This window comes from Kitasatospora sp. NBC_00374 (assembly GCF_041434935.1).
GTDB lineage: Bacteria > Actinomycetota > Actinomycetes > Streptomycetales > Streptomycetaceae > Kitasatospora.
In genome coordinates this window covers 444,537-462,680 of the sequence record NZ_CP107964.1, presented here as the reverse complement: position 1 = coordinate 462,680, position 18,144 = coordinate 444,537, and the positions used below count along the sequence as shown (strand labels likewise).

20 protein-coding genes and 2 pseudogenes are annotated in these 18,144 nt (G+C 70.7%); 10 read left to right on the top strand and 12 right to left on the bottom strand.

From position 1 onward, the window contains the following. Positions 1-12 precede the first annotated feature (12 nt). The 3 genes from OG871_RS02065 to OG871_RS02055 all read right to left on the bottom strand — a co-directional run bounded on the left by OG871_RS02065 (position 13) and on the right by OG871_RS02055 (position 2,549). Positions 13-1,383 (bottom strand): MFS transporter, encoded by a 1,371-nt coding sequence (locus OG871_RS02065; protein WP_371493809.1) that lies wholly within the window; start codon positions 1,381-1,383, stop codon positions 13-15. Positions 1,384-1,500: 117 nt separating this feature from the next. After that, positions 1,501-1,857: an ArsR/SmtB family transcription factor gene (locus OG871_RS02060; RefSeq protein WP_371493807.1), complete on the bottom strand. Its 357-nt coding sequence runs from the start codon at positions 1,855-1,857 to the stop codon at positions 1,501-1,503. 266 nt (positions 1,858-2,123) lie between these two features. Then, the gene (locus OG871_RS02055) at positions 2,124-2,549 is read right to left on the bottom strand and encodes an arsenate reductase ArsC (protein ID WP_371503196.1); all 426 of its coding nucleotides are present in this window, start codon (positions 2,547-2,549) and stop codon (positions 2,124-2,126) included. Between the two features lie 299 nt (positions 2,550-2,848). On the opposite strand from OG871_RS02055, the gene OG871_RS02050 reads away from it, so the two are divergent. Continuing rightward, positions 2,849-3,160, top strand: a complete 312-nt coding sequence (locus OG871_RS02050; RefSeq protein WP_371493806.1) for an ArsR/SmtB family transcription factor — start codon at positions 2,849-2,851, stop codon at positions 3,158-3,160. A 59-nt stretch (positions 3,161-3,219) separates the two neighbouring features. Continuing rightward, on the top strand, positions 3,220-3,990 hold the full coding sequence (locus tag OG871_RS02045; RefSeq protein WP_371493805.1) for an aquaporin: 771 nt from the start codon (positions 3,220-3,222) through the stop codon (positions 3,988-3,990). Between the two features lie 162 nt (positions 3,991-4,152). On the opposite strand, the gene OG871_RS02040 is transcribed toward OG871_RS02045, so the two are convergent. The 3 genes from OG871_RS02040 to OG871_RS02030 all read right to left on the bottom strand — a co-directional run bounded on the left by OG871_RS02040 (position 4,153) and on the right by OG871_RS02030 (position 5,429). Continuing rightward, entirely contained in the window at positions 4,153-4,626 is a 474-nt protein-coding gene (locus tag OG871_RS02040) for an N-acetyltransferase family protein (RefSeq protein WP_371503195.1), read from the bottom strand. A gap of 16 nt (positions 4,627-4,642) precedes the next feature. Then, a complete protein-coding gene (locus tag OG871_RS02035) occupies positions 4,643-4,999 on the bottom strand; it encodes an ArsR/SmtB family transcription factor (RefSeq protein ID WP_371493804.1) in 357 nt (118 codons plus the stop codon). A gap of 67 nt (positions 5,000-5,066) precedes the next feature. After that, entirely contained in the window at positions 5,067-5,429 is a 363-nt protein-coding gene (locus OG871_RS02030; RefSeq protein ID WP_371493803.1) for an ArsR/SmtB family transcription factor, read from the bottom strand. A gap of 392 nt (positions 5,430-5,821) precedes the next feature. Here OG871_RS02030 and OG871_RS02025 point away from each other — a divergent pair, with 392 nt between their 5' ends. The 4 genes from OG871_RS02025 to OG871_RS02010 all read left to right on the top strand — a co-directional run bounded on the left by OG871_RS02025 (position 5,822) and on the right by OG871_RS02010 (position 10,313). Next, positions 5,822-7,204, top strand: coding sequence for an NAD(P)-binding domain-containing protein (locus tag OG871_RS02025; RefSeq protein ID WP_371493802.1), 1,383 nt, complete (start codon positions 5,822-5,824; stop codon positions 7,202-7,204). 8 nt (positions 7,205-7,212) lie between these two features. Next, positions 7,213-8,433 carry an MFS transporter gene (locus tag OG871_RS02020; protein ID WP_371493801.1) on the top strand — a complete coding sequence of 407 codons (1,221 nt, stop codon included), beginning with the start codon at positions 7,213-7,215 and terminating at the stop codon, positions 8,431-8,433. Between the two features lie 113 nt (positions 8,434-8,546). Next, positions 8,547-8,672 carry a hypothetical protein gene (locus OG871_RS02015; protein WP_371493800.1) on the top strand — a complete coding sequence of 42 codons (126 nt, stop codon included), beginning with the start codon at positions 8,547-8,549 and terminating at the stop codon, positions 8,670-8,672. Positions 8,673-8,681: 9 nt separating this feature from the next. Next, positions 8,682-10,313 carry an IPT/TIG domain-containing protein gene (locus OG871_RS02010; protein WP_371493798.1) on the top strand — a complete coding sequence of 544 codons (1,632 nt, stop codon included), beginning with the start codon at positions 8,682-8,684 and terminating at the stop codon, positions 10,311-10,313. A gap of 336 nt (positions 10,314-10,649) precedes the next feature. On the opposite strand, the gene OG871_RS02005 is transcribed toward OG871_RS02010, so the two are convergent. After that, positions 10,650-10,853 (bottom strand): hypothetical protein, encoded by a 204-nt coding sequence (locus OG871_RS02005; protein WP_371493796.1) that lies wholly within the window; start codon positions 10,851-10,853, stop codon positions 10,650-10,652. 884 nt (positions 10,854-11,737) lie between these two features. On the opposite strand from OG871_RS02005, the gene OG871_RS02000 reads away from it, so the two are divergent. Continuing rightward, positions 11,738-12,082 (top strand): hypothetical protein, encoded by a 345-nt coding sequence (locus OG871_RS02000; RefSeq protein ID WP_371493795.1) that lies wholly within the window; start codon positions 11,738-11,740, stop codon positions 12,080-12,082. A 309-nt stretch (positions 12,083-12,391) separates the two neighbouring features. On the opposite strand, the gene OG871_RS01995 is transcribed toward OG871_RS02000, so the two are convergent. Then, positions 12,392-12,859, bottom strand: coding sequence for a transposase (locus tag OG871_RS01995; RefSeq protein ID WP_371503194.1), 468 nt, complete (start codon positions 12,857-12,859; stop codon positions 12,392-12,394). A gap of 210 nt (positions 12,860-13,069) precedes the next feature. Beyond that, positions 13,070-13,366 carry a hypothetical protein gene (locus OG871_RS01990; RefSeq protein WP_371493794.1) on the bottom strand — a complete coding sequence of 99 codons (297 nt, stop codon included), beginning with the start codon at positions 13,364-13,366 and terminating at the stop codon, positions 13,070-13,072. 339 nt (positions 13,367-13,705) lie between these two features. Here OG871_RS01990 and OG871_RS01985 point away from each other — a divergent pair. Beyond that, a pseudogene (locus tag OG871_RS01985) lies at positions 13,706-14,218 on the top strand (transposase); the annotation flags it as partial. A 309-nt stretch (positions 14,219-14,527) separates the two neighbouring features. Here the strand turns inward: OG871_RS01985 and OG871_RS01980 are convergent. The 3 genes and pseudogenes from OG871_RS01980 to OG871_RS01970 form a co-directional block, all read right to left on the bottom strand. Further along, on the bottom strand, positions 14,528-15,100 hold the full coding sequence (locus OG871_RS01980; RefSeq protein WP_371493793.1) for an SMI1/KNR4 family protein: 573 nt from the start codon (positions 15,098-15,100) through the stop codon (positions 14,528-14,530). A gap of 129 nt (positions 15,101-15,229) precedes the next feature. Next, positions 15,230-15,862 (bottom strand): annotated as a pseudogene (locus tag OG871_RS01975) (carboxylesterase family protein); the annotation flags it as partial. Positions 15,863-16,141: 279 nt separating this feature from the next. Further along, a complete protein-coding gene (locus OG871_RS01970; protein WP_371493791.1) occupies positions 16,142-16,960 on the bottom strand; it encodes an HAD-IIA family hydrolase in 819 nt (272 codons plus the stop codon). 101 nt (positions 16,961-17,061) lie between these two features. Here OG871_RS01970 and OG871_RS01965 point away from each other — a divergent pair, with 101 nt between their 5' ends. Both OG871_RS01965 and OG871_RS01960 read left to right on the top strand, forming a co-directional pair. Then, positions 17,062-17,193: a hypothetical protein gene (locus OG871_RS01965; RefSeq protein ID WP_371493790.1), complete on the top strand. Its 132-nt coding sequence runs from the start codon at positions 17,062-17,064 to the stop codon at positions 17,191-17,193. Positions 17,194-17,647: 454 nt separating this feature from the next. Next, positions 17,648-18,064: a hypothetical protein gene (locus OG871_RS01960; protein WP_371493789.1), complete on the top strand. Its 417-nt coding sequence runs from the start codon at positions 17,648-17,650 to the stop codon at positions 18,062-18,064. Positions 18,065-18,144 lie beyond the last annotated feature (80 nt).

The window sequence follows — 18,144 nt, the reverse complement described above, 5'->3', positions numbered from 1 at the left end:
CGGCCGAAGAGGTCAGTGTGCGGCAGCCCCGCTGCGGGCCGAGCGCGGCCAGGCGTGGTGGTGCTGGTCGATGACGTAGTGGTGGTCGTGGCTCCAGCCTCCGGCCCGGAACCGGTGGGCGTCGGCGAGGTGGGGGTGGCCGGCCGGCAGGTCGGTGTGCTCGTGCTGCAACGCATCCGGATCGCGGCGCGGCCACAGGGCGACCGCGCCGATGGCTGCGGCGAACGCGACGACGCCCAGGATCACGGCGGTGGCAGGCAGGCCCGTGCCGGCGGCGAGCCAGCCGGCGAGTGGATACGTCAGCAGCCAGCATGCGTGCGAGAGCGAGAACTGGGCGGCGAACGCGGCGGGCAGGTCCGCGTCGGCAGCCGAGCGGCGGATCACCCGTCCGCCCGGCGTCAGCGCCGCCGAACTGGCCGCGCCGACCAGAGCCCACGCCGCCAGCAGCGCGGCCCACGCCCACCCGCCCGGGGCGGCGGCGGTCACCGCGGCGACGGCGGTGAGCACGGCGGGCAGGGCGAGGGCCGCAGTCAGCATCACCGCCCGGTCGCCCACTCTCGACAGCAGGCGGGGCAGCAGCAGCGCGGCCAGCACGGAGCCCGCACCGTAGGCGCCGAGTGCGAGCGAGACGTCGCCGGCGGGGTGGCGGAAGTGCTCGCGGACCACCACGACCGTGTTCACGAACACGATGGCCCCGGCTGCGGCGACCGCGAGGTCGAGCGCCAGCAGTGCCCGGAGCCTGGGCGTCGCCCAGAACAGCCGGGAGCCGAACGCCGCCTTCGCGTACGCGCCGCCGGTGCGCTCCACCGGTGGCGCCTTCGGCAGGACGGCGGAGACGACCAGGGCGGCGGAGGCCAGGAAGCCGACGGTCGTGCCGGCGAACAGCCAGTTGTAGGACACCGCGGTCAGCAGCAGTGCGGCCAGCGCCGGGCTGAACAGTGACTCCAGGTCGTAGGCGAGGCGGGAGAGCGACAGGGCGTTCGTGTAGTCACGCTCGGCGGGCAGCACCCGGGGGATGGTCGCCTGGAACGTCGGTGTGAACGCGGCCGAGGCGGCCTGCAACACGAACACCACCAGGTAGATCTGCCACACCTGGTCGACGAACGGCAGCGCGAGCGCGACACCCGCGCGGGCCAGGTCCATCGCCACCAGCAGCGCCCGCCGGGGAACGCGGTCGGCGAGCGCGCCCGCGACCGGCGCGATCGCCACGTACGCGACCATCTTGATCGCCAGCGCGGTGCCCAGCACCGCGCCCGCCTCCGCCCCGGCGATGTCGTACGCCAGCAGGGTGAGCGCCACCGTCGCCAGCCCGGTGCCGACCAGCGCGACGACCTGGGCGGTGAACAGGTGTCGGTAGGTGCGGTTGTGCAGTACGGCAAGCATGGGCCCGTCCCCGGCTCGTCGGTGGGTGACCGTCCCATCGTAATCAACATGTGCATACTCGCGCACGTGTTGGAGGGCTGTCGCTGCCGCCGATGGGCAGACCGGTGCGGTGCCCGATCAGTTGTGGGGAGGGAGCGAGCCGATCTGGTGGTCGGCGACGTTCAGGGCCTCGTCGACCAGGCGGCGCAGGTGGCCGTGGCGCAGGGAGTAGACGACGCGACGGCCGTCCTTGCGGGTGGTGACCAGCCCGGCGAGGCGGAGCTTGGCCAGGTGCTGGCTGACCGAGGGGCGGGCGGCGCCGGTGGCCTCGACCAGGGTGGTGACGTCCGCCTCGCCGCGGCCGAGGCGCTCCATGAGGGCGAGCCGGGTGCGGTCGGCGAGCAGCGCGAGAACGGACGCGGCGACGTCGAGGCGCCCGCCGCTGGAATGCTGGTGCGAGTGGTCTGCATCTGCGACCGGCGTGCTCGTGTCCATTCGGACATCGTAGGTCTGATCCCGGGTGCCCGTGTGCGCACACGTCATGGTGGGGATGACGGGCAGACCGGGTGCCCCGACGATCAGCCCGCCGATGTGCTGCCCCGCCCCACCCGGGGCGGCGCCCGCCCACCGCGAGCCACCGACAAGGGTTGTCGAAAGGCAGTGGCTTCAGCCAGGCGCGGGCGGCGTACCCGGTGCGGCCCGAGCCGACGACGGCCTCGCGCACGTCGGCGCCGGCCTCCTCGGTGGCGGGCGTGAAGATGTCAGCTCGCCTGCCCGGCCTTGGCGTCGATCTCGGCGATCAGGCCCTCGATCAGGGACCTGATCTCGTCGCGGATCGGGCGGACCGCCTCGACGCCCTGGCCCGCAGGGTCCTCCAGCTTCCAGTCCAGGTACGTCTTGCCGGGGAAGTACGGGCAGGCGTCGCCGCAGCCCATGGTGATGACGTAGTCGGACGCCTGGACGGCCTCGGTGGTGAGGATCTTCGGCTTCTGGTCGGAGATGTCGATACCGAGCTCGGCCATCGCGGCGACCGCGGAGGGGTTGATCTGATCGCCGGGGATCGAGCCGGCCGAGCGGACCTCGACGCGGTCGCCGGCGAGGTGGCGCAGGAAACCGGCGGCCATCTGGGAGCGGCCGGCGTTGTGGATGCAGACGAACAGTACGGAGCCGGTCGGCGCGGTGGTCATCGTGGAGGTTCCTTCGGTTGTGCGGACGGTCGCGCCCGGGTGTGGGCCGGACGCGGAGGTCTCGGGGGCGAAGGTGCCGTCATGGCGCAGGGCCAGGCGGGCGGCGCCCGCCGGGAGTCTCGGATCCGGCGCCGGTGGCGGGTGATTGGTCATCTGGCTGTCCAGTCCTTCGGGGCTGGGGGCACCCCCGGCCGGAGGCCGGGGGAGGGTCGTGGTGCAAGGACGCCCAGGTGTCCCCGGTGGCGGCCGCGAGGAAGGGGGCTCGCTTCGCGGGCCTGACACGGGTAACGTATCAGCCCATGGTGACATCAGTCGACAGTGACGTAATGAAGGCTCTTGCCGACCCGCTCCGGATGCAGATCATCACGCTGCTCGCCGGCGAGGCGCTGTGCACGACGCATCTGGTCGAGGAGACCGGCGCCCGGCAGACGAACCTGTCGAACCACCTGAAGATCCTGCGCGACGCCGGGCTGGTCGACACCGAGCCTTGTGGCCGCTTCACGTATTACAAGCTCCGCGCCGACGCCCTGGAGGCCGTTGCCGCGGAGTTCGCCGGGCTGGCCGCCACCGCCCGCGAAGCCGCTGCGGCCAGCCGCAAGCGGTCCTGCTGAACCACCCAGCCCGAACCCGGCGGCCCACCCCGCCCCTGCACCTGCCCAGGAGTGCCCTGATGAGCGCCATAGACGAGGCCAGACCCGAGAACACCGGGGCGGAGCCGCTGGCCGCCGAGCCGCCGGCGATCCCGCTGCCGAACAGGGTGGCGGCCGAGCTGGTCGGCACGGCCGCCCTGGTCGCGATCGTGGTCGGCTCCGGCATCCAGGCGACCGAGCTCAGCCAGGACGTCGGCCTGCAGCTGCTGGCCAACTCCCTGGCCACAGTGTTCGGCCTCGGCGTGCTGATTCTGCTGCTCGGCCCGGTTTCGGGCGCGCACTTCAACCCGGTCGTGACGCTGGCCGAGTGGTGGACCGGCCGTAAGGACCCCAAGGGCCTGGGTCCGCGCGAGGTTGCCGCGTACATCCCGGCGCAGATCGCAGGCGCGATCGGCGGGGCGATCCTGGCGGACGCGATGTTCGGCGAGGCACTGGTGAAGTGGTCGACCCACGACCGCTCCGCAGGGCACCTGCTGCTGGGCGAGGTCGTCGCCACCGCCGGCCTGGTCCTGCTGATCTTCGGCCTCGCCAAGACCGGCCACCTGCGGTTCGCCCCCGTCGCGGTCGCCTCCTACATCGGCGCCGCGTACTGGTTCACCTCCTCCACGTCCTTCGCCAACCCGGCCGTCACCATCGGCCGCGCGTTCACCGACACCTTCGCCGGCATCGCGCCCGGGTCGGTCCCCGGATTCATCGGCGTGCAGCTGCTCGGCGGGATCGTCGGCCTGGCGATGGTCGCGCTGGTCTTCGACCACCGCCGCCGCACCAACGCCGCGGCCGGTTCGAAGTGAGCGAGGTCCGGCGTACCCAGTACTCGTCGTCGGCGCGGGCCAGGCCGGTCTCGCCGCCGGGTACTACCTGCGGCGCGCCGGACTGGACTCTGCCAACGCACCGGTCCGGACAGGCGGCGGCTCGCTCCGTCCGATCGCCTTGCGCACCGGCCCGCCGGGACATCAGCCGACGACCGGACTGCGGCGCTCGATCAGCAGGACGTCCCGCCAGGTGCCGTGGTGGCGGCCGATCCGCTCGCGGGTGCCGATCACGCGGAACCCGGCCCGCTCGTGGAGGGCGAGGCTGGCGGTGTTCTCCGGGAACACGCCGGACTGAATCGTCCAGATCCCGGCCTCCTCGGTCGAGGCGATCAGCGCCTCCAGCAGTCGGCGCCCGACGCCCCGGCCCCGGGCGGCGGGGCGGACGTAGACGGAGTGCTCGACCACGCCTGCGTACGCGCACCGGTCGGAGACCCCGCTGGCTGCCACCCAGCCCAGTACCGTCGCGTCCCGGTCGAGGGCGACGAACCGGTGGCCGGCCAACTTGGCCGCATCGAATGCTTCCCATGTCGGGGTGGTGGTCTCGAAGGTGGCGTTGCCCTCGTCGATCCCGGCCTGGTAGACCGCCAGCACCTGCTCGGCGTGGTCCGCCGTCATCCGGGTCACCGCGAAGTCACCGCGCACGGCACTCTCCCGCATCCGGTGAGGCCGGGGCTTCGCCGAGGATCGCCCGCACGGCGGCCGGGAAGACCGTCAGGCATGTGCGGTTGACCGCGTAGCGCGTGGACGTTCCCTGCCGCTCGGGCAGCACGAAGCGGACCTCGGCGAGGACCCTCAGGTGGTGCGAGACGGTGGACTGCCCCACCGGCGACCGTTCCACGATCTCGCCCACACTCATCGGCCGGCCAGCGGTCGCGAGCAGGTGAAGCACCTGAATGCGGGTGGGGTCGGCCAGAGCCTTGAACCACGCCGCGTACGTCTCGGCGGCCTGCGCGTCCATCACGGGCCGGGCGGAGTCTGTCTCGTTCATCGTTCATCGACGATAGTCGATGAACGGCACCTCCGACAGCCCCGAGGTGGATCGCGGCCGGAACGGGTCAGTGGGCGGTGGAGAGCAGGCCGGCCATGGCGGCGAGCACCTCGGGAGCGACGCGGTAGTAAACCCAGGTGCCGCGCCGCTCGCTGGTCAACAGGCCGGCCTCGCGGAGTTTCTTGAGGTGGTGGGAGACGGTGGGCTGGGAGACGCCGACGTCCTGGATGTCGCACACGCACGCCTCGCCGCCCTCGTGCGAGGCGACCCGGGAGAAGAGCCGCAGCCGCACCGGGTCCGACAGTGCCTTGAACATCGCCGCCATCTTGACCGCGTCGGCCTCGGACAGGGCGGCCGAGGTGACCGGCGGGCAGCACGGCACGATCTCGGGCTCGATGACCGGCAGTTCCACCAGTTCCAGATTCGACATGCGTCTATGTTGACATCCATCGATGTGATGGAGCAAGCTCGAAGCACATCGACAAACGTCGAATCAACGGCCGGGGGCAGGCTCCCGGATCGCTGACCAGTGCCCTTCCTCCCCGAGGAGACAGCCTTGTCCGAGTCCACCACCCCCGCGTCCTCGACGTCCGCTGCCGGTTGTTGCGGTACGGCCGCTGCCGAGGCCCCCGCACCGGCTGAGGTGTCCGTCCCTGCCGCCGCCCCGTGCTGCGGCACCGCGAAGGACGCAGCCGCGTCCGGCGCCTGCTGCGACCCGGCCGCCAAGGGCGAGGCCGTTGCCGCCGGCGCCGGCTGCTGCTGAACCGGCCCCTCGCACGACCGCCCGCCCGCCCCTTCACCCGAACCACCCGGAGAACCGTGATGAGCGAGAACACCACCGCCCAGTTCCTGCCGATCGTCGTGGTCGGCGCCGGTCCCATCGGGCTCGCCGCCGCCGCGCACCTGATCGAGCAGGGCCTGGAGCCGCTCGTGCTGGAGGCCGGCCCCACCGCCGGGACCGCAGTGCGTGAGTGGAGCCACGTCCGGCTGTTCTCGCCCTGGGCCGAGGTTGTCGACCCGGCCGCCGAGAAGCTCCTCGCCCCCACCGGCTGGATCCGCCCCGACGGCACGGCCTACCCGTCCGGCGGCGACTGGGCCGACCAGTATCTGCAGCCGCTCGCCGACGTCCTCGGCGACCGCGTCCGCTACAACACCCGGGTCACCGGCGTCGCCCGCGCCGGACGCGGTCGGATCGCCGACTCCGGCCGCGACGAGCAGCCCTTCACCGTCCATCTCACCACCGCCGACGGAGGGGAGGAGCGCATCGTGGCCCGCGCCGTCATCGACGCCTCCGGCACCTGGTCCACCCCCAACCCGCTCGGCGCAGACGGCCTGCCCGCCCTCGGCGAGCACGCGGCGAACGGGCGCATCTCCTACCGCATCCCCGACCTGAAGGACCCCGCTGTCCGTGCCCGCTACGCAGGGCGCCGCACCGCCGTCGTCGGCACCGGAGCCTCCGCGTTCACCGCCCTCGCGTACCTCGCCGACCTGGCGAAGGAGGAACCCGGCACGCACGCGGTCTGGGTGCTGCGGCGCGGCCTCACCGGCTCGACCTACGGCGGCGGCGAGGCCGACCAGCTCCCCGCCCGCGGCGCGCTCGGCCTGCGTGCCAAGGCAGCCGTCGACGGCGGTCACGCCAGCGCCCTCACCGGCTTCCGCACCGCCGGCGTCGAACAGGCCGACGGCCAGCTGGTCCTGCTCTCGGAGGACGGCCGCCGAAGCGAACCGCTGGACGAGGTCGTCGTGCTCACCGGCCTGCGCCCGGACCTGTCGTTCCTGTCCGAGGTCCGCCTCGGCCTCGACGAGCGCCTGCAGGCCCCCGTCGCTCTCGCCCCGCTGATCGACCCCAACCAGCACTCCTGCGGCACCGTCTACCCGCACGGCGCCGCCGAGCTCTCCCACCCCGAGAGCGACGTGTACCTGGTCGGCATGAAGTCCTACGGCCGCGCACCGACGTTCCTGGCCATGACCGGCTACGAGCAGGTACGTTCCGTCGCCGCCGCCCTGGCCGGCGACCACGAGGCCGCCGCCCGCGTCGAGCTGACGCTGCCCGAAACCGGCGTGTGTGGCGGCGCGGGCCTGTTCGACCAGCCCGACGTCGAGCAGACCGACGGCGGCGGCTGCTGCTCGGTGCCGGCCGCACCGCAGCTCATCACCCTCGGCGCCGCCCCGCAGGACTCCTGCTCCACCACCGGCGGCTGCTGACCGGCCCGGTGACCGCCACTCAGATCAGCGGGGCCGCGACCGGAACGGGGGACCGGTCGCGGCCCCGCGCCGCTCTGCCCGCCCTCTGCCTCACCCAGATCACCGGCTGGGGCATCCTCTACTACGCCTTCCCCGTCCTCACCCCTCGCATCACCGGCGACACCGGCTGGTCCGCCCCTGCGACGACCGCCGCCTTCACCGCAGCCCTGCTCGTCTCCGCCGTCGCCGGCATCCCGGTCGGCCGGACCGTCGACCGGCACGGCCCGCGCACCGTGATGACCGCCGGTTCCATCGCGGGCAGCACCGCGCTCCTCGGCGCCGCACTCGCCCCGAACCTGCCGATGTTCTTCGCGGCCTGGCTGCTTGCGGGCACCGCGATGGCCGCCACCTTCTACCAGCCCGCCTTCGCCGCCCTCACGCGCTGGCACCAGCCCCGCCACGTCCGCGCACTCACCACCGTCACCCTGGCCGGCGGCCTCGCCTCCACCGTCTTCGCCCCCATCACCGCCGCCCTCGCCGACCACCTGAGCTGGCGCACCACCTATCTCGTGCTCGCGGCGACACTGGCGGCCGTCACCATCCCCCTGCACGCCCTGACCCTGCGCCACCCATGGCCGCTGGCATGCCCTCCCAAGGCCGGCCACGAGGCGGCCGACGTGAGCCCGGTACGAACACGCCCGTTCCTCATGCTCGCCGCCGCGTTCACCCTGTCCGGCTTCGCGATGTACGCCGTCGTCTTCAGCCTCATCCCCCTCCTCATCGAACGAGGCGTCACTCCCACGACGGCGGCCTGGGCACTCGGCCTGGGCGGCCTCGGCCAGACCTTGGGCCGTACCCTCTACAGCACGCTCGCCCGCCGTACCGGAGTCACCACCCGCACCACGATCCTGATCGCCGCCAGCGGTACCACCACAGCCCTCCTCGCCGCGGTCCCCGGCCCCACCGCCCTGCTCATCGGCATCGCGGTCCTCGCCGGAACCGTCCGCGGCAACCTCACCCTCCTGCAAGCCACCGCCATCACCGATCGCTGGGGCACCACCGCCTACGGCAGGCTCAGCGGTCTGCTCTCCGCCCCCGCCTCGATCGCCGGCGCACTCGCCCCGTGGGCTGCCGCAGCCATCGCCCCTTTGCTCGGCGGCTACCACCCGCTGTTCGTTCTGCTCGCCGCAACCTCCGCCGCCGCAGCCGCTCTCGCTGCGGCGGGCGTCCCACGGCGCAGCCCGGTCTGAACGGAGCAGCGTGAGGTTGTGGCGGCTCCCGCCGGGTGAGCGACACGGCCAGTCGATGCGGTGGTGGGGGAGGTGGCGCCGCCGACCGCGCCGACTGGCGCTGCCCGGGTGGCGTGGCCAACCTTGACCGTCTGCGACTCGCCCCGGAAGTCGGCGAGTTCGTCCGCGACCTCCTCGAGCCGGCCGACCTGCCGGTCTTCCTCGAGAGCTTCGCCGAGTCCGCGACGGCGGCCGGCTGAGCGGCCGCGTTGGGCCGAAAGCCTGAACCGGCTCCGCCGCATGGCCGACCGGATATCAGGAAGCTGCCCCGGCTCATAGATTGTCCACGAACCTACTGGGCGAGTACCCGAGGAGCAAGCATGACAGTACAGTCGTTGGATCCGACCACCCGTAAGGTGACCATGACTCTGGCCGCGATCGCGGCCACCGCGGCGACCCCGCGTCCGTCGGGGGAGACCCTTTCGGAGCAGGCGGCGCGAATCACGCTCGGCGTCAACGCCCACCTGTCGGACCCCTCCCTCGCGACGGGCGGCGACTGGCAGCTGCTATGGCTCGGGCTGAGCCCGGACAACGCCAACCTGGTGTACCTGGTGAAGAACACCTCCGGCCCGAACGAGTTCGCCGTGGTCATCCGCGGCACGGTTGCCGACAACGCGACCGACATGCTCGAGGACCTCTCCGTTGGCACCGTCGTGCCGTTCACCGGCTGCGGATCGCCGCAGCCCGTCTCGGTGTCGAAGGGCGCCATGGCGGCGTTCACGCAGGTCGTCACCGTCAGCTCGAATGGCGTCAACCTGGTGCAGGCGCTCGACGGCGCGATCCGCCGGGCGCCCGCGAATCCGACGGTCTACGTCGTCGGTCACAGCCTGGGCGGCTGCATCGCCACCATGGTCGCGCCGTACCTCAAGGTGGTGAAGTGGCCGGTCAACACACCGCAGTTCGCGCTGTCGACCTTCGCCGCGCCCACGGCCGGCGATCAGGGCTTCGCCGACTTCGTCAACTCTCTGCCGTGGGTCGCGAACGAGCACTGCTACAACGTGTGGGACCTGATTCCGCAGGCCTGGGCGGGCCTCGCCGCCGCCAAGAACTGGTACCCGACCCCCGGACCGGCGGCGAGCTTCTACGTGAAGGCGCTCATTTCGACGATCGCCTCCCTCCCCGGGCCCAACGTGTATGTCCAGCCGGGCGATGCGTACACCCTGAACCCCGACTACGGGACACCCGGTTCGTACGACCCGTACGCGACCCGGAGTTCGGAGGAGGACTTCATGGCCCAAGTGGCCTTCCAGCACGCCAATTCCACGTACCTGGGACAGATCGGGGCACCCGCCGTGAGCTCCGGACCGGTGGTGACCTCGTTCAGCCCCACGTTCGGACCCATCGGTACGGAAATCACCATCCACGGCAGCGGCTTCGGTACTGATCCCGAACTGGCCGAGACCGTGGTCGACTTCGGCACCCTCCCGTGTGAGAAGTTCACCGTCAACGGGGACGGCACGCAGATCACCTGTTTCGCGCCCGAAGGGACGGGCGTCGTCGACGTCCAGGTGACCAGCATCCTGGGCACCTCCTCGGCCTCGCTGTTCAATCAGTTCGCCTATGACGGGCCGCAGCCGGCGGTGGTCCTCGACATCTCCCCGGCCTCGGGAACGGCCGAGACGAAGGTCCTCGTCAACGGCGTGGGCTTCGCGGAAAACCCCGTCGTGTACTTCGGGAACAAGACCGCCGACCTCATTTCCGCGACGTCGACCCAGATCACCGTGCGGGCCCCGCTGCCGGACCAGAGCCCGATCGCGCCCTCGACCGTGAACGTCCGGGTGCTGACCAACGGCTACCTGACCCCCACCGCCGGGTCCAACGAGTTCAGCTACACCGGGTGATCCGGTAGTACTCCGTCAGGCCTGCGTGTGTGCTGCCGCTGAAGGTGGGTTTCATGCTGCACGGGATACCGCTCGCGACGGTGGCCCGGACCAGGCTCGAGGTCTTCCGCCGGCTCACCCACTGCAACGCCCGTCGCCGTCGCAGCGCCCCGGCCACCTCACCCCGCTCGACTTCGAACAGTGACGCCACGCCTCGGCCAAACCCTCCCTCGCGGCATGAAACCCCTGGTCCACGCCCCGGGGGTCGGCTCGGCCGCCGACAGCCCGCTGTTCACGCCGGTGCCGCAGCGCGACACGCGCGCGCCGCGGCACCGGCAGACGTTCGGGGGCCTTCTCTCACAGCAGGAAGATGACGTCGATCTGTCCGTCGGGCCGGGTGGTGATGGTTGCCTCGCCGGGTCCCTGGGCGGGGGTGATGTTGAGGTAGTTGGCTGCGGCGTCCGCGTCCGGCTGGATGACGTGGCGCCAGGTCTTCGTCGCCGCGGACTCCCTGGCCATGGCCTTCTTGGTCTCTGCGGCGGTCGCGCTGACCTGGGTCATGGGTCACTCCTTCGAATGGTGGGCTGAGAGTGCCACCCTGACTGGGCGGCAGCTGGAAGCTACCACTGGTAGTTGGTCGAATACTCACAGACACGGCGGTGGTTCGTCTTCGAACGGAATCCCGTTCCTGTGATTCGGGGCGGCCGGTTGGCAAGCCGGCTTGGGTCGGGCCCTACCAGGTCGCCCCGAAAGCGGTGAGCTGTCCGAGCTGGTCGACGTTGAGCTTCGCGCGGCGGGTCTTGTGCCGAGGGCGGGTGCGCGGGCGTCGACTTCGCGGAGGACGCCTATCGGGACCTCCTGGAGGAGGCGGCGGCATTGTCGGGGGGAGCGGTCAAGGTCTCCGACACCGAGCTCGTGCCGGCCGGGAACGCACTCGGGCGCCTGAACTTCCTGCTCAACGGCGAGCCCGCATCCTGGACGATTGAACAGGAGCCGGATGACTACCTCGATCGGGGCGCTGTGTGGGAGGGCGTCGACCGCCTCGTGTCCGGCGCCAGGACGACGTGGTCCCGGACGATGCCGCACTGTTCCGGATCGCAGAAGAAGTACTGCCGACCGCCCCGGGCTGGGTTGCCGGATCGTAGAACGTCGACGACGGTTGGCGGGTCAACGACGAATGGACGCGCCGCCCGGGCGGCCGCCGCCCACCTCTGCCACCGGGACCGCAAGGGACGGGGGTGGACAGTGGGGGGCCACGTGCGAGGCACGTCACCGCAGACTCGAGGCGGATACGGGCCGAGCACGCCCGGCGCCCGGCGGGTGGGTTGCGCCGCAGGGGCGGTGCCCTCCGCGTGACCTCGCAACTGGACCTTGGTCGGTTCACAGCGAACGGAGCGTCAAAGGCAATTGTCCGAAGGGTGCTCGGGATGATTGGATCGGCTCCCGTGCCTCTGATCCAGCCTGTGGGCGACTCCCTGTTCAATCCGCATCCGCTCACTACGCCGCGTACGACGTGGGAACGGCTCCGACTGCCCAAGACGGATTCGGGCCGGCCGCTGCTCGTCGCCAATCTTGCGTTCCACGTGCTGATTGCCGCTGTTCTCGGTTTCGCGGCCCTGACGGGGCCAGGGTCGATCCTCTACTCCGCCGGTGCGGTCAGCGCGGTGACTGGTGCGGTGCGCACCGGGTACATCATGCGGTTCGTCGCCCGGGGCGAGACCGGTGTGACCGCGGACGGAGAAGTCATCGTCGCGGACTCCGATCCGAGCAGCCGGCCGAGGACGTTCTGATCGCGCGGAAGCGCCCGGGACGGCCACCTTGTTGACCGCCCTGCCCTGCGGTCTTACCTGTGTCGGCAGAACGAACCGATGAACCGGGGCCTACCGGCCCGGCATCCGCTCGCGGCTGCCACGGTCGTCGCCGCACGTCACCACGAGAACCACGCTCTGCACGAACACCTCGAATCCCGCACCGGAGGCGTCGTGACCCTGGCCGGTCCCTGGTCCGAGTGACGCGGTCAGCCTTTGAGACCCCGCGGAAACCAGGGCGCGTATCGAGTCGCGATCATCATCCGGTCCGGGTGAGGTCTTTGAGTCAGATCATCGAGGCGCGCACGTGGCGGCTGGCGAGGTAGCTGTCCGGGGTCTTGTCGTACCGGGTGACGCATCGCCGTGGAGCTCGTCCTCGGCGGCGTCGATCTGGCCCGCCTCCGCGAGGATCTCCTTCGCGATCTGCTCGTAGCTACGGCTGGCGTGGTTGGCGGCCGAGGCCTCGAACTTCGAGCCGTCGACGGCGAGCACCCGCCACCTGACCGGGCCAGCCTCGGCGCGGAGGTCGAGCACCCGGCCGCAGAGGCCAGCGAGGGCCTCCTGGTGGCGGACCCGGAAGCGGGCGATCGTCGCGTGGTCGGGGGCCTGGTTTGCGCAGATCACCCGGAAGGCGACGTTCTCGCGGCAGCGGCGCTCGATCCCGCGCGAGCTTCGCTCGCCGACGCGGTAGGAGTAGCGAGCAGGGTGAGCATCGTCTTCGGCTCGCGGGCGGCCCGGCCGTGCCTGTCGGAGCGACAGGCGGCGTGGAAGGGATCGAGGTGGAGCTGCTCGATCCCTTGATCACGGACCAGGCGAGGTGGTCTTCGGGCAGCCAGTCACTCAGGTCAGGGGACTGCAGGGCCGCAGTAGCGGTTTGGTCTCGATAGCATGTGAGGAAGTTCTGCGGCATGCCCCGATGGTCCAAAACGGCCCGGACGGCAGGGGTTTGCGCGACATCCCCCTTGAGAATCAGGTGCCAGAGTTGTCGACGAACCCCACGATGTCGAGGTATTCGATTTTGGGCGGGACGCCATAAATCCCCGTCACCTTGTCGACGAGCTCCGCCGTGAAGAAGGCACGGGCTTTGTCCTCGTCATCCCACACGTAGAAGTTCCTTGCCTGAGCGCCGTCTTCGTCGAGCATGAAGCTCTTGAAGCGAAGGCCAGCCATGCCTTCGAACGGTCCTCGGAGTTCGCCGGCAGTCTTTGCGAGGGTTGAGCGATCGAACTTGCCGGTCTGCGTGAAAGTCACGAGCACGCCGATCATCGGGCCTCCTGTCGATTGGGTGAGCAACGGTCGATCGAGTGATGCTAGAGGCGGATCCTAGTGCACGCGGCCGGACATTCTGGTCGTTAGGCCGCGAGTCGGACGTGTGGCTCGCGGTCGGCGATGCGGACCAGGAGCGCGTCGGGCTTGCGTGCGTGAACGCCCATCGAACGGGTGGGCGATTTGGCGCATTATTCCGACCAATACTTGCGGCCGCGCCTACTGGGCACGTATTGAGTCGTGATCAATCTGTGGGATTTGTCCTCGCTCCGAGGCCTGATCCGGTAGATCTCTTTCTTGCTGACGCGAGTGAAACTGACTGACGAAGAGTAGGAGTTCATCGGGCCGTACCTGCCGATTGGCGAGTATGGCCCGTACCCCGAGCGGCTGCGCCAGCAGTTCGAGGGCGTGATCTGGCGGTTCAGGACGGGGGGTAGTGGCGGGAGATGCCGCAGGAGTTCGGCGCCTGGCAGACCGTCTCCAATCGCTTCCGGCCATGGCGTGACGCTGGCGTGTTCGAGGCCCTGCTGGAGGGCCTGATCGCGGAAGCCGCGAAACGGGCATGGTGGACCTGTCTCTGGTCAGCATCGACTCCACCACCGCGCGCGCCCACCACGCCGCCGCCGGGATGCACCTGAGCGAAGACGTGCTCGTCGCCCTGGAGAAGGCTGCTGCCGAGGAAGAGAAGGCCAGGTCAAAGGGGGCGGCCTCGACGAACAAAACGGGCAGGGAGCCAACGCAGACCCCGAGCGGGAGGAGCGACGACGCATCCGGCGTCGCCGAACGCTGCGACTGAGGGCCGCTCTCCTGGGACGCTCCCGGGGCGGGCAGACCAGCAAGATTCACGTCGCCGGCGGCGCTGCCCGAAGCAGCTGCGCCCGAGGCCGTTCGGGACGGAGTCTGCTGGTCTCACGCCTGAGCACGGCGGCCGCCGTACCGACTGGCGCAGCGCCTCGGCGGCCGCCCGGGCGGCACGCCGGAGGACTGGCTGGGCGCGCCGACGCATCGCCCTGAGGTGGGGCCGGCACAGCGATCCGAGGTCGCCCGGACGGCGCGGCACCTACCGGCGCCGCTTGGCGGTGGCCGCCGGGGGCGGGTGAGACAAGACCCGCCCGGACGACGACCCCGCGGCCTGGCTCACCACCGTCACCACTCGCCAAGTCAGCAGGCAGTTGCCTCGGCGCGAACGCGAGGCAGCGCCCATGGCTGTACTGCCCCGCTCACCAGGTCGGCCAGGAACTGAACCGCTCCGCCGCTGTAGTGCCACCACGCGGAGCTCCGCGAGGCGACGGTGACGGTCCACTCGTCCGGGCTCGCAGGGGTGGTGGTCCACAAGAAGAGGTCCCCCTGGTACGACCCGGCCCAGGGGAGAAGACCGCCCGGGGCGGGATACGGGTGCATCGGAACGGCCAGGTCGGCTTCTGTGCACCACTCCGCAACGTCCTCCAGGTCATTCCAACTATCCCGTGCCCAGGCGACTTCTTGGCCGGGCGCCGGACCGCCGACGCCCAGGAAGTCGCCGAGGATGAACGGCGGGTAGAGCTGGCACAGGAGCTTGTAATCGGCCGGCAGGCCGCAACCCAATTCGGTCTCCACCAGGTGCCAGTTGATGTCCGTCGGGTTGGCAAGACGCAGTGCGGAAAGACCCGGCACTGCGCGCTCCAACTCATCGACGGCCTCACGGGGATCGGAAAGACGGCGGGCCGGTGCCTGGGTGCCTACAAAGTCGTCCACGCGATCAGAGTGCCAGAGCCGCGGTCCACGGCCCTCGTCGGAGGCTGCGGGACGGCGTGCAAGCAGCCCTGTTCATCGTGCCGGCCGGCGGCGAACTCACCACCACTGCGGTCAACAGCGTCCGCGACAAGCCCGCCGGAACAGCCCGCGTGCCTGCTCCATGACCATCAGGCAGGCGACCGAGGCTCCTCCGGCGGAGTGCCCGGCGACCGTGACATTCCCCGGGTCGCCGCCGAAGGCCGCGATGTTCTCCCGGACCCACCGCAGCGCAGCGGCCTGGTCCAGCAGTCCGCGGTTGTCGGAGAAGCCGGGCACATGGCCGAACCCCTCGAAGCCCACCCGGTAGTTGCAGCTGACCACGACCGGCCCGGCGCGGGCCAGGGCTGCCCCGTCGAAGTCGGGCTGGGCGGAGGAGCCGAAGGCGTAGGCACCGCCGTGGATCCAGAAGAACACCGGCAGCGCGCCACCGTCCGTCTGCTCCGGCACCCACACGTTGATGGTGAGGACGTCCTCGTCTCCGGGGTGCCACGCCGGCGCTCCGGGCAGCTCCGCCGACTGCGGGGCGATGGGACCGAAGGCCGTGCAATCCCGGACCCCGTCCCAGGCCGGCGCCGGTTGCGGCTCCTGGAACCGGTGGGCGCCGAACGGCGGGGCCGCGTACGGAATGCCGAGCACGACCGTGACGCCGTCGGTGGACTCATTGCGCCGCACACGGCCGCTCGCCGTCCGAAAGACCGCTTCAACGCATGCTTGCTCACTCATCGCAGGTCAGCCTCGCTCACCACAAGGCGCCCTCGCGACAAGGTTTGGACTCCGCCGATGACGGTGCGGCACGCTGCTCCGGTTCAGTCGTCTGGTGCTGCGCCGTCCGGCGCAGCCCCGGCCGAGCACGTGCGGGGGAGCGCGCGGCGTCGGCCCGGTGGGACTCCTCGTTGTGTGGGTCGCCGCGGCCGCCCGGTCGGACGGCGGAGGGGAGATGTGGTCAGGCGCCCTTGGCCATCGCTGTGGCCCCGATCGGAGAGCGCAGAAGTGGCCGCTTCGTCACGTGTTCAGCGTCGCCACCAGGGCCGGCAGGTCGGCGAAGGAGTCGAGGACGTGGTCGGGGGTTCCGTCGGCGTCGCGGACCGCTTGGTCCTGGTACTTTCCCGTCCTGACGAGAACGCCGGTGATTCCGCAGTGCTGGGCCGCGAGTACGTCGGACGTGATGTCATCGCCCACCATCAGTGTCCGGCCCGCCTCGGCCCCCAGCCGCGACAGCGCCCCGGTGAAGAACGCCGCGGCGGGTTTGCCGACGACCTCGGCCCGCTGACCGGAGGCGCGCTCCAGGCCGAGCAGGAAGGCCCCGCCGTCGAGCTGCAGGCCCTGGTCCGTGCGCCAGTACAGGTTCCGGTGCATGGCGACGAGGCGGGCACCGCGCTGGAGGTGGCCGAAGGCGCGGTTGAGCGCCTGGTAGCCGAATTCGGGGCCCGCGCCGCCGACCAGGATCACGTCCACAGGCTCCGCCGCTGCCGTCTCTCCCTCCTCGACCAGCGTGATCCCTTCGAGGTCCTCGCGAATGTCGCCGCTGTTGAGCAGCAGGCAGCGGGCGCTCGGACGGTTCTCCGCGAGGTGGGCTGCGGTGACCACCGGCGCGGTGACGATGTCGTCGACTACGACAGGGAAGCCCGCATCGGCGAGCGTGCTCGCGATCGACGCCCGGGACCGTGAGGTGGTGTTGGTGAGCAGCGCAAAGGGCAGTCCTGCCGTGCGTAGTCGCTCCAGTGCCTCGACGGCTCCGGGAAGCGGCTTCCAGGACACCGTGAGGACACCGTCGATGTCGATCAGGGCCGCACCGACGCGAGGCCTGGTGTCACGCTGCATGAGCCGACCATAGCCCCAGCCCGGCCAGGAGGCACCCCGCCGTCACGGAGCGTGATCCGTCCTGGTCGTCCTCGGTGCTGACGGCTGTTCGCCGTGTGTCCGTGTGCTACGACCACTACGACATAGACCGGGCCGAACGTCGGCTGCGCCGACGCATGGCCGCCAACCGCAGCGCCTGCGCCCGCGTCGACGTCGGGGCCTTCGACGGACTCTTCGACCAGCGTCTCGGCTGATTCGCTCCTGTGACGCAACCATGACTGATGGTCCATCAACAACCCTCTGAATATGGAAAACTGCGACTCACACGTATGCGTCCCACCGCTCCTACAGTCGGCATCGAGACACGAGAGAGCTGCCGTGACACCTGGATCCCCTTCTCCCACCCCCGACTCCTCCGCAAAGCCCGATCCCGCCCCGCCCACCCCACCTTCGCCGGCCGACCCTCACCGCGGCGCGAAGATCGCGGGATGGTTCGGCCTGGCAGGCGCACTGATCACCGCAGCCGCCACACTCGCGGCCGGCGGCGGAGACGATTCCAAGGGACCCTCGGCAGCACCCGCCCCCGTGCCCAGCGTCGCCAGCGTGCAAGTGAGCCCCTCCGCAGCCACACCACCGGCGGCCGCCGCCAGCGCCAGCCCGGCCTCAAGCCCGGCGGCGCCGCCACCAACCGCATCCGCTCCCCGGCCGATGAGACTCTCCCCGCCCGCCTGCGACAACATCAACTACGTCCACATCGACTTCGATTCGGACCGCCTGACCCAGCGTGTGAACACCAAGGACCTCTCCTCCGCCGAAGCGGCGGCCTTCGACATGGGCTGGGCCGGCTGCATCACCCAAGTCCTGGAAACCGAACGAGGCCGTTCCGCAGGTCTGCTCCCCAAAGACGCGGATGCCACCTTGAGCTCGTGCCGCGCCGCCGCCAGCGGAGGAGGACTCGAACAAGTCTCGATCGACAGCCAGCGCGACATGGCGGACAAGGGACTCGTCCCCGGCGCCGCGATCTGCGTCATCACCGACCAAAAACGCGTGGCCATGGCAAAGATCGACAAGGTCACCTGGGCCACAAACCCGACCATCGACTTCTCCGTCACGACCTGGGGATGACAGAAAGCCCTGCACCTGATGTGAGCCGCCGCGGGCATCGCAGGCAGGGAATTCCAGGCTGGTTGAGGGTCGTCGAAGAC

Bases quoted from the DNA above. Each gene is read 5' to 3' on its own strand.
- OG871_RS02065 (WP_371493809.1), bottom strand. From the start codon at position 1,383: ATGCTTGCCGTACTGCACAACCGCACCTACCGACACCTGTTCACCGCC.
- OG871_RS02060 (WP_371493807.1), bottom strand. From the start codon at position 1,857: ATGGACACGAGCACGCCGGTCGCAGATGCAGACCACTCGCACCAGCAT.
- OG871_RS02055 (WP_371503196.1), bottom strand. From the start codon at position 2,549: ATGACCACCGCGCCGACCGGCTCCGTACTGTTCGTCTGCATCCACAAC.
- OG871_RS02050 (WP_371493806.1), top strand. From the start codon at position 2,849: ATGGTGACATCAGTCGACAGTGACGTAATGAAGGCTCTTGCCGACCCG.
- OG871_RS02045 (WP_371493805.1), top strand. From the start codon at position 3,220: ATGAGCGCCATAGACGAGGCCAGACCCGAGAACACCGGGGCGGAGCCG.
- OG871_RS02040 (WP_371503195.1), bottom strand. From the start codon at position 4,626: ATGACGGCGGACCACGCCGAGCAGGTGCTGGCGGTCTACCAGGCCGGG.
- OG871_RS02035 (WP_371493804.1), bottom strand. From the start codon at position 4,999: ATGAACGAGACAGACTCCGCCCGGCCCGTGATGGACGCGCAGGCCGCC.
- OG871_RS02030 (WP_371493803.1), bottom strand. From the start codon at position 5,429: ATGTCGAATCTGGAACTGGTGGAACTGCCGGTCATCGAGCCCGAGATC.
- OG871_RS02025 (WP_371493802.1), top strand. From the start codon at position 5,822: ATGAGCGAGAACACCACCGCCCAGTTCCTGCCGATCGTCGTGGTCGGC.
- OG871_RS02005 (WP_371493796.1), bottom strand. From the start codon at position 10,853: ATGACCCAGGTCAGCGCGACCGCCGCAGAGACCAAGAAGGCCATGGCC.
- OG871_RS01990 (WP_371493794.1), bottom strand. From the start codon at position 13,366: ATGATCGGCGTGCTCGTGACTTTCACGCAGACCGGCAAGTTCGATCGC.
- OG871_RS01970 (WP_371493791.1), bottom strand. From the start codon at position 16,960: ATGCAGCGTGACACCAGGCCTCGCGTCGGTGCGGCCCTGATCGACATC.
- OG871_RS01960 (WP_371493789.1), top strand. From the start codon at position 17,648: ATGAGACTCTCCCCGCCCGCCTGCGACAACATCAACTACGTCCACATC.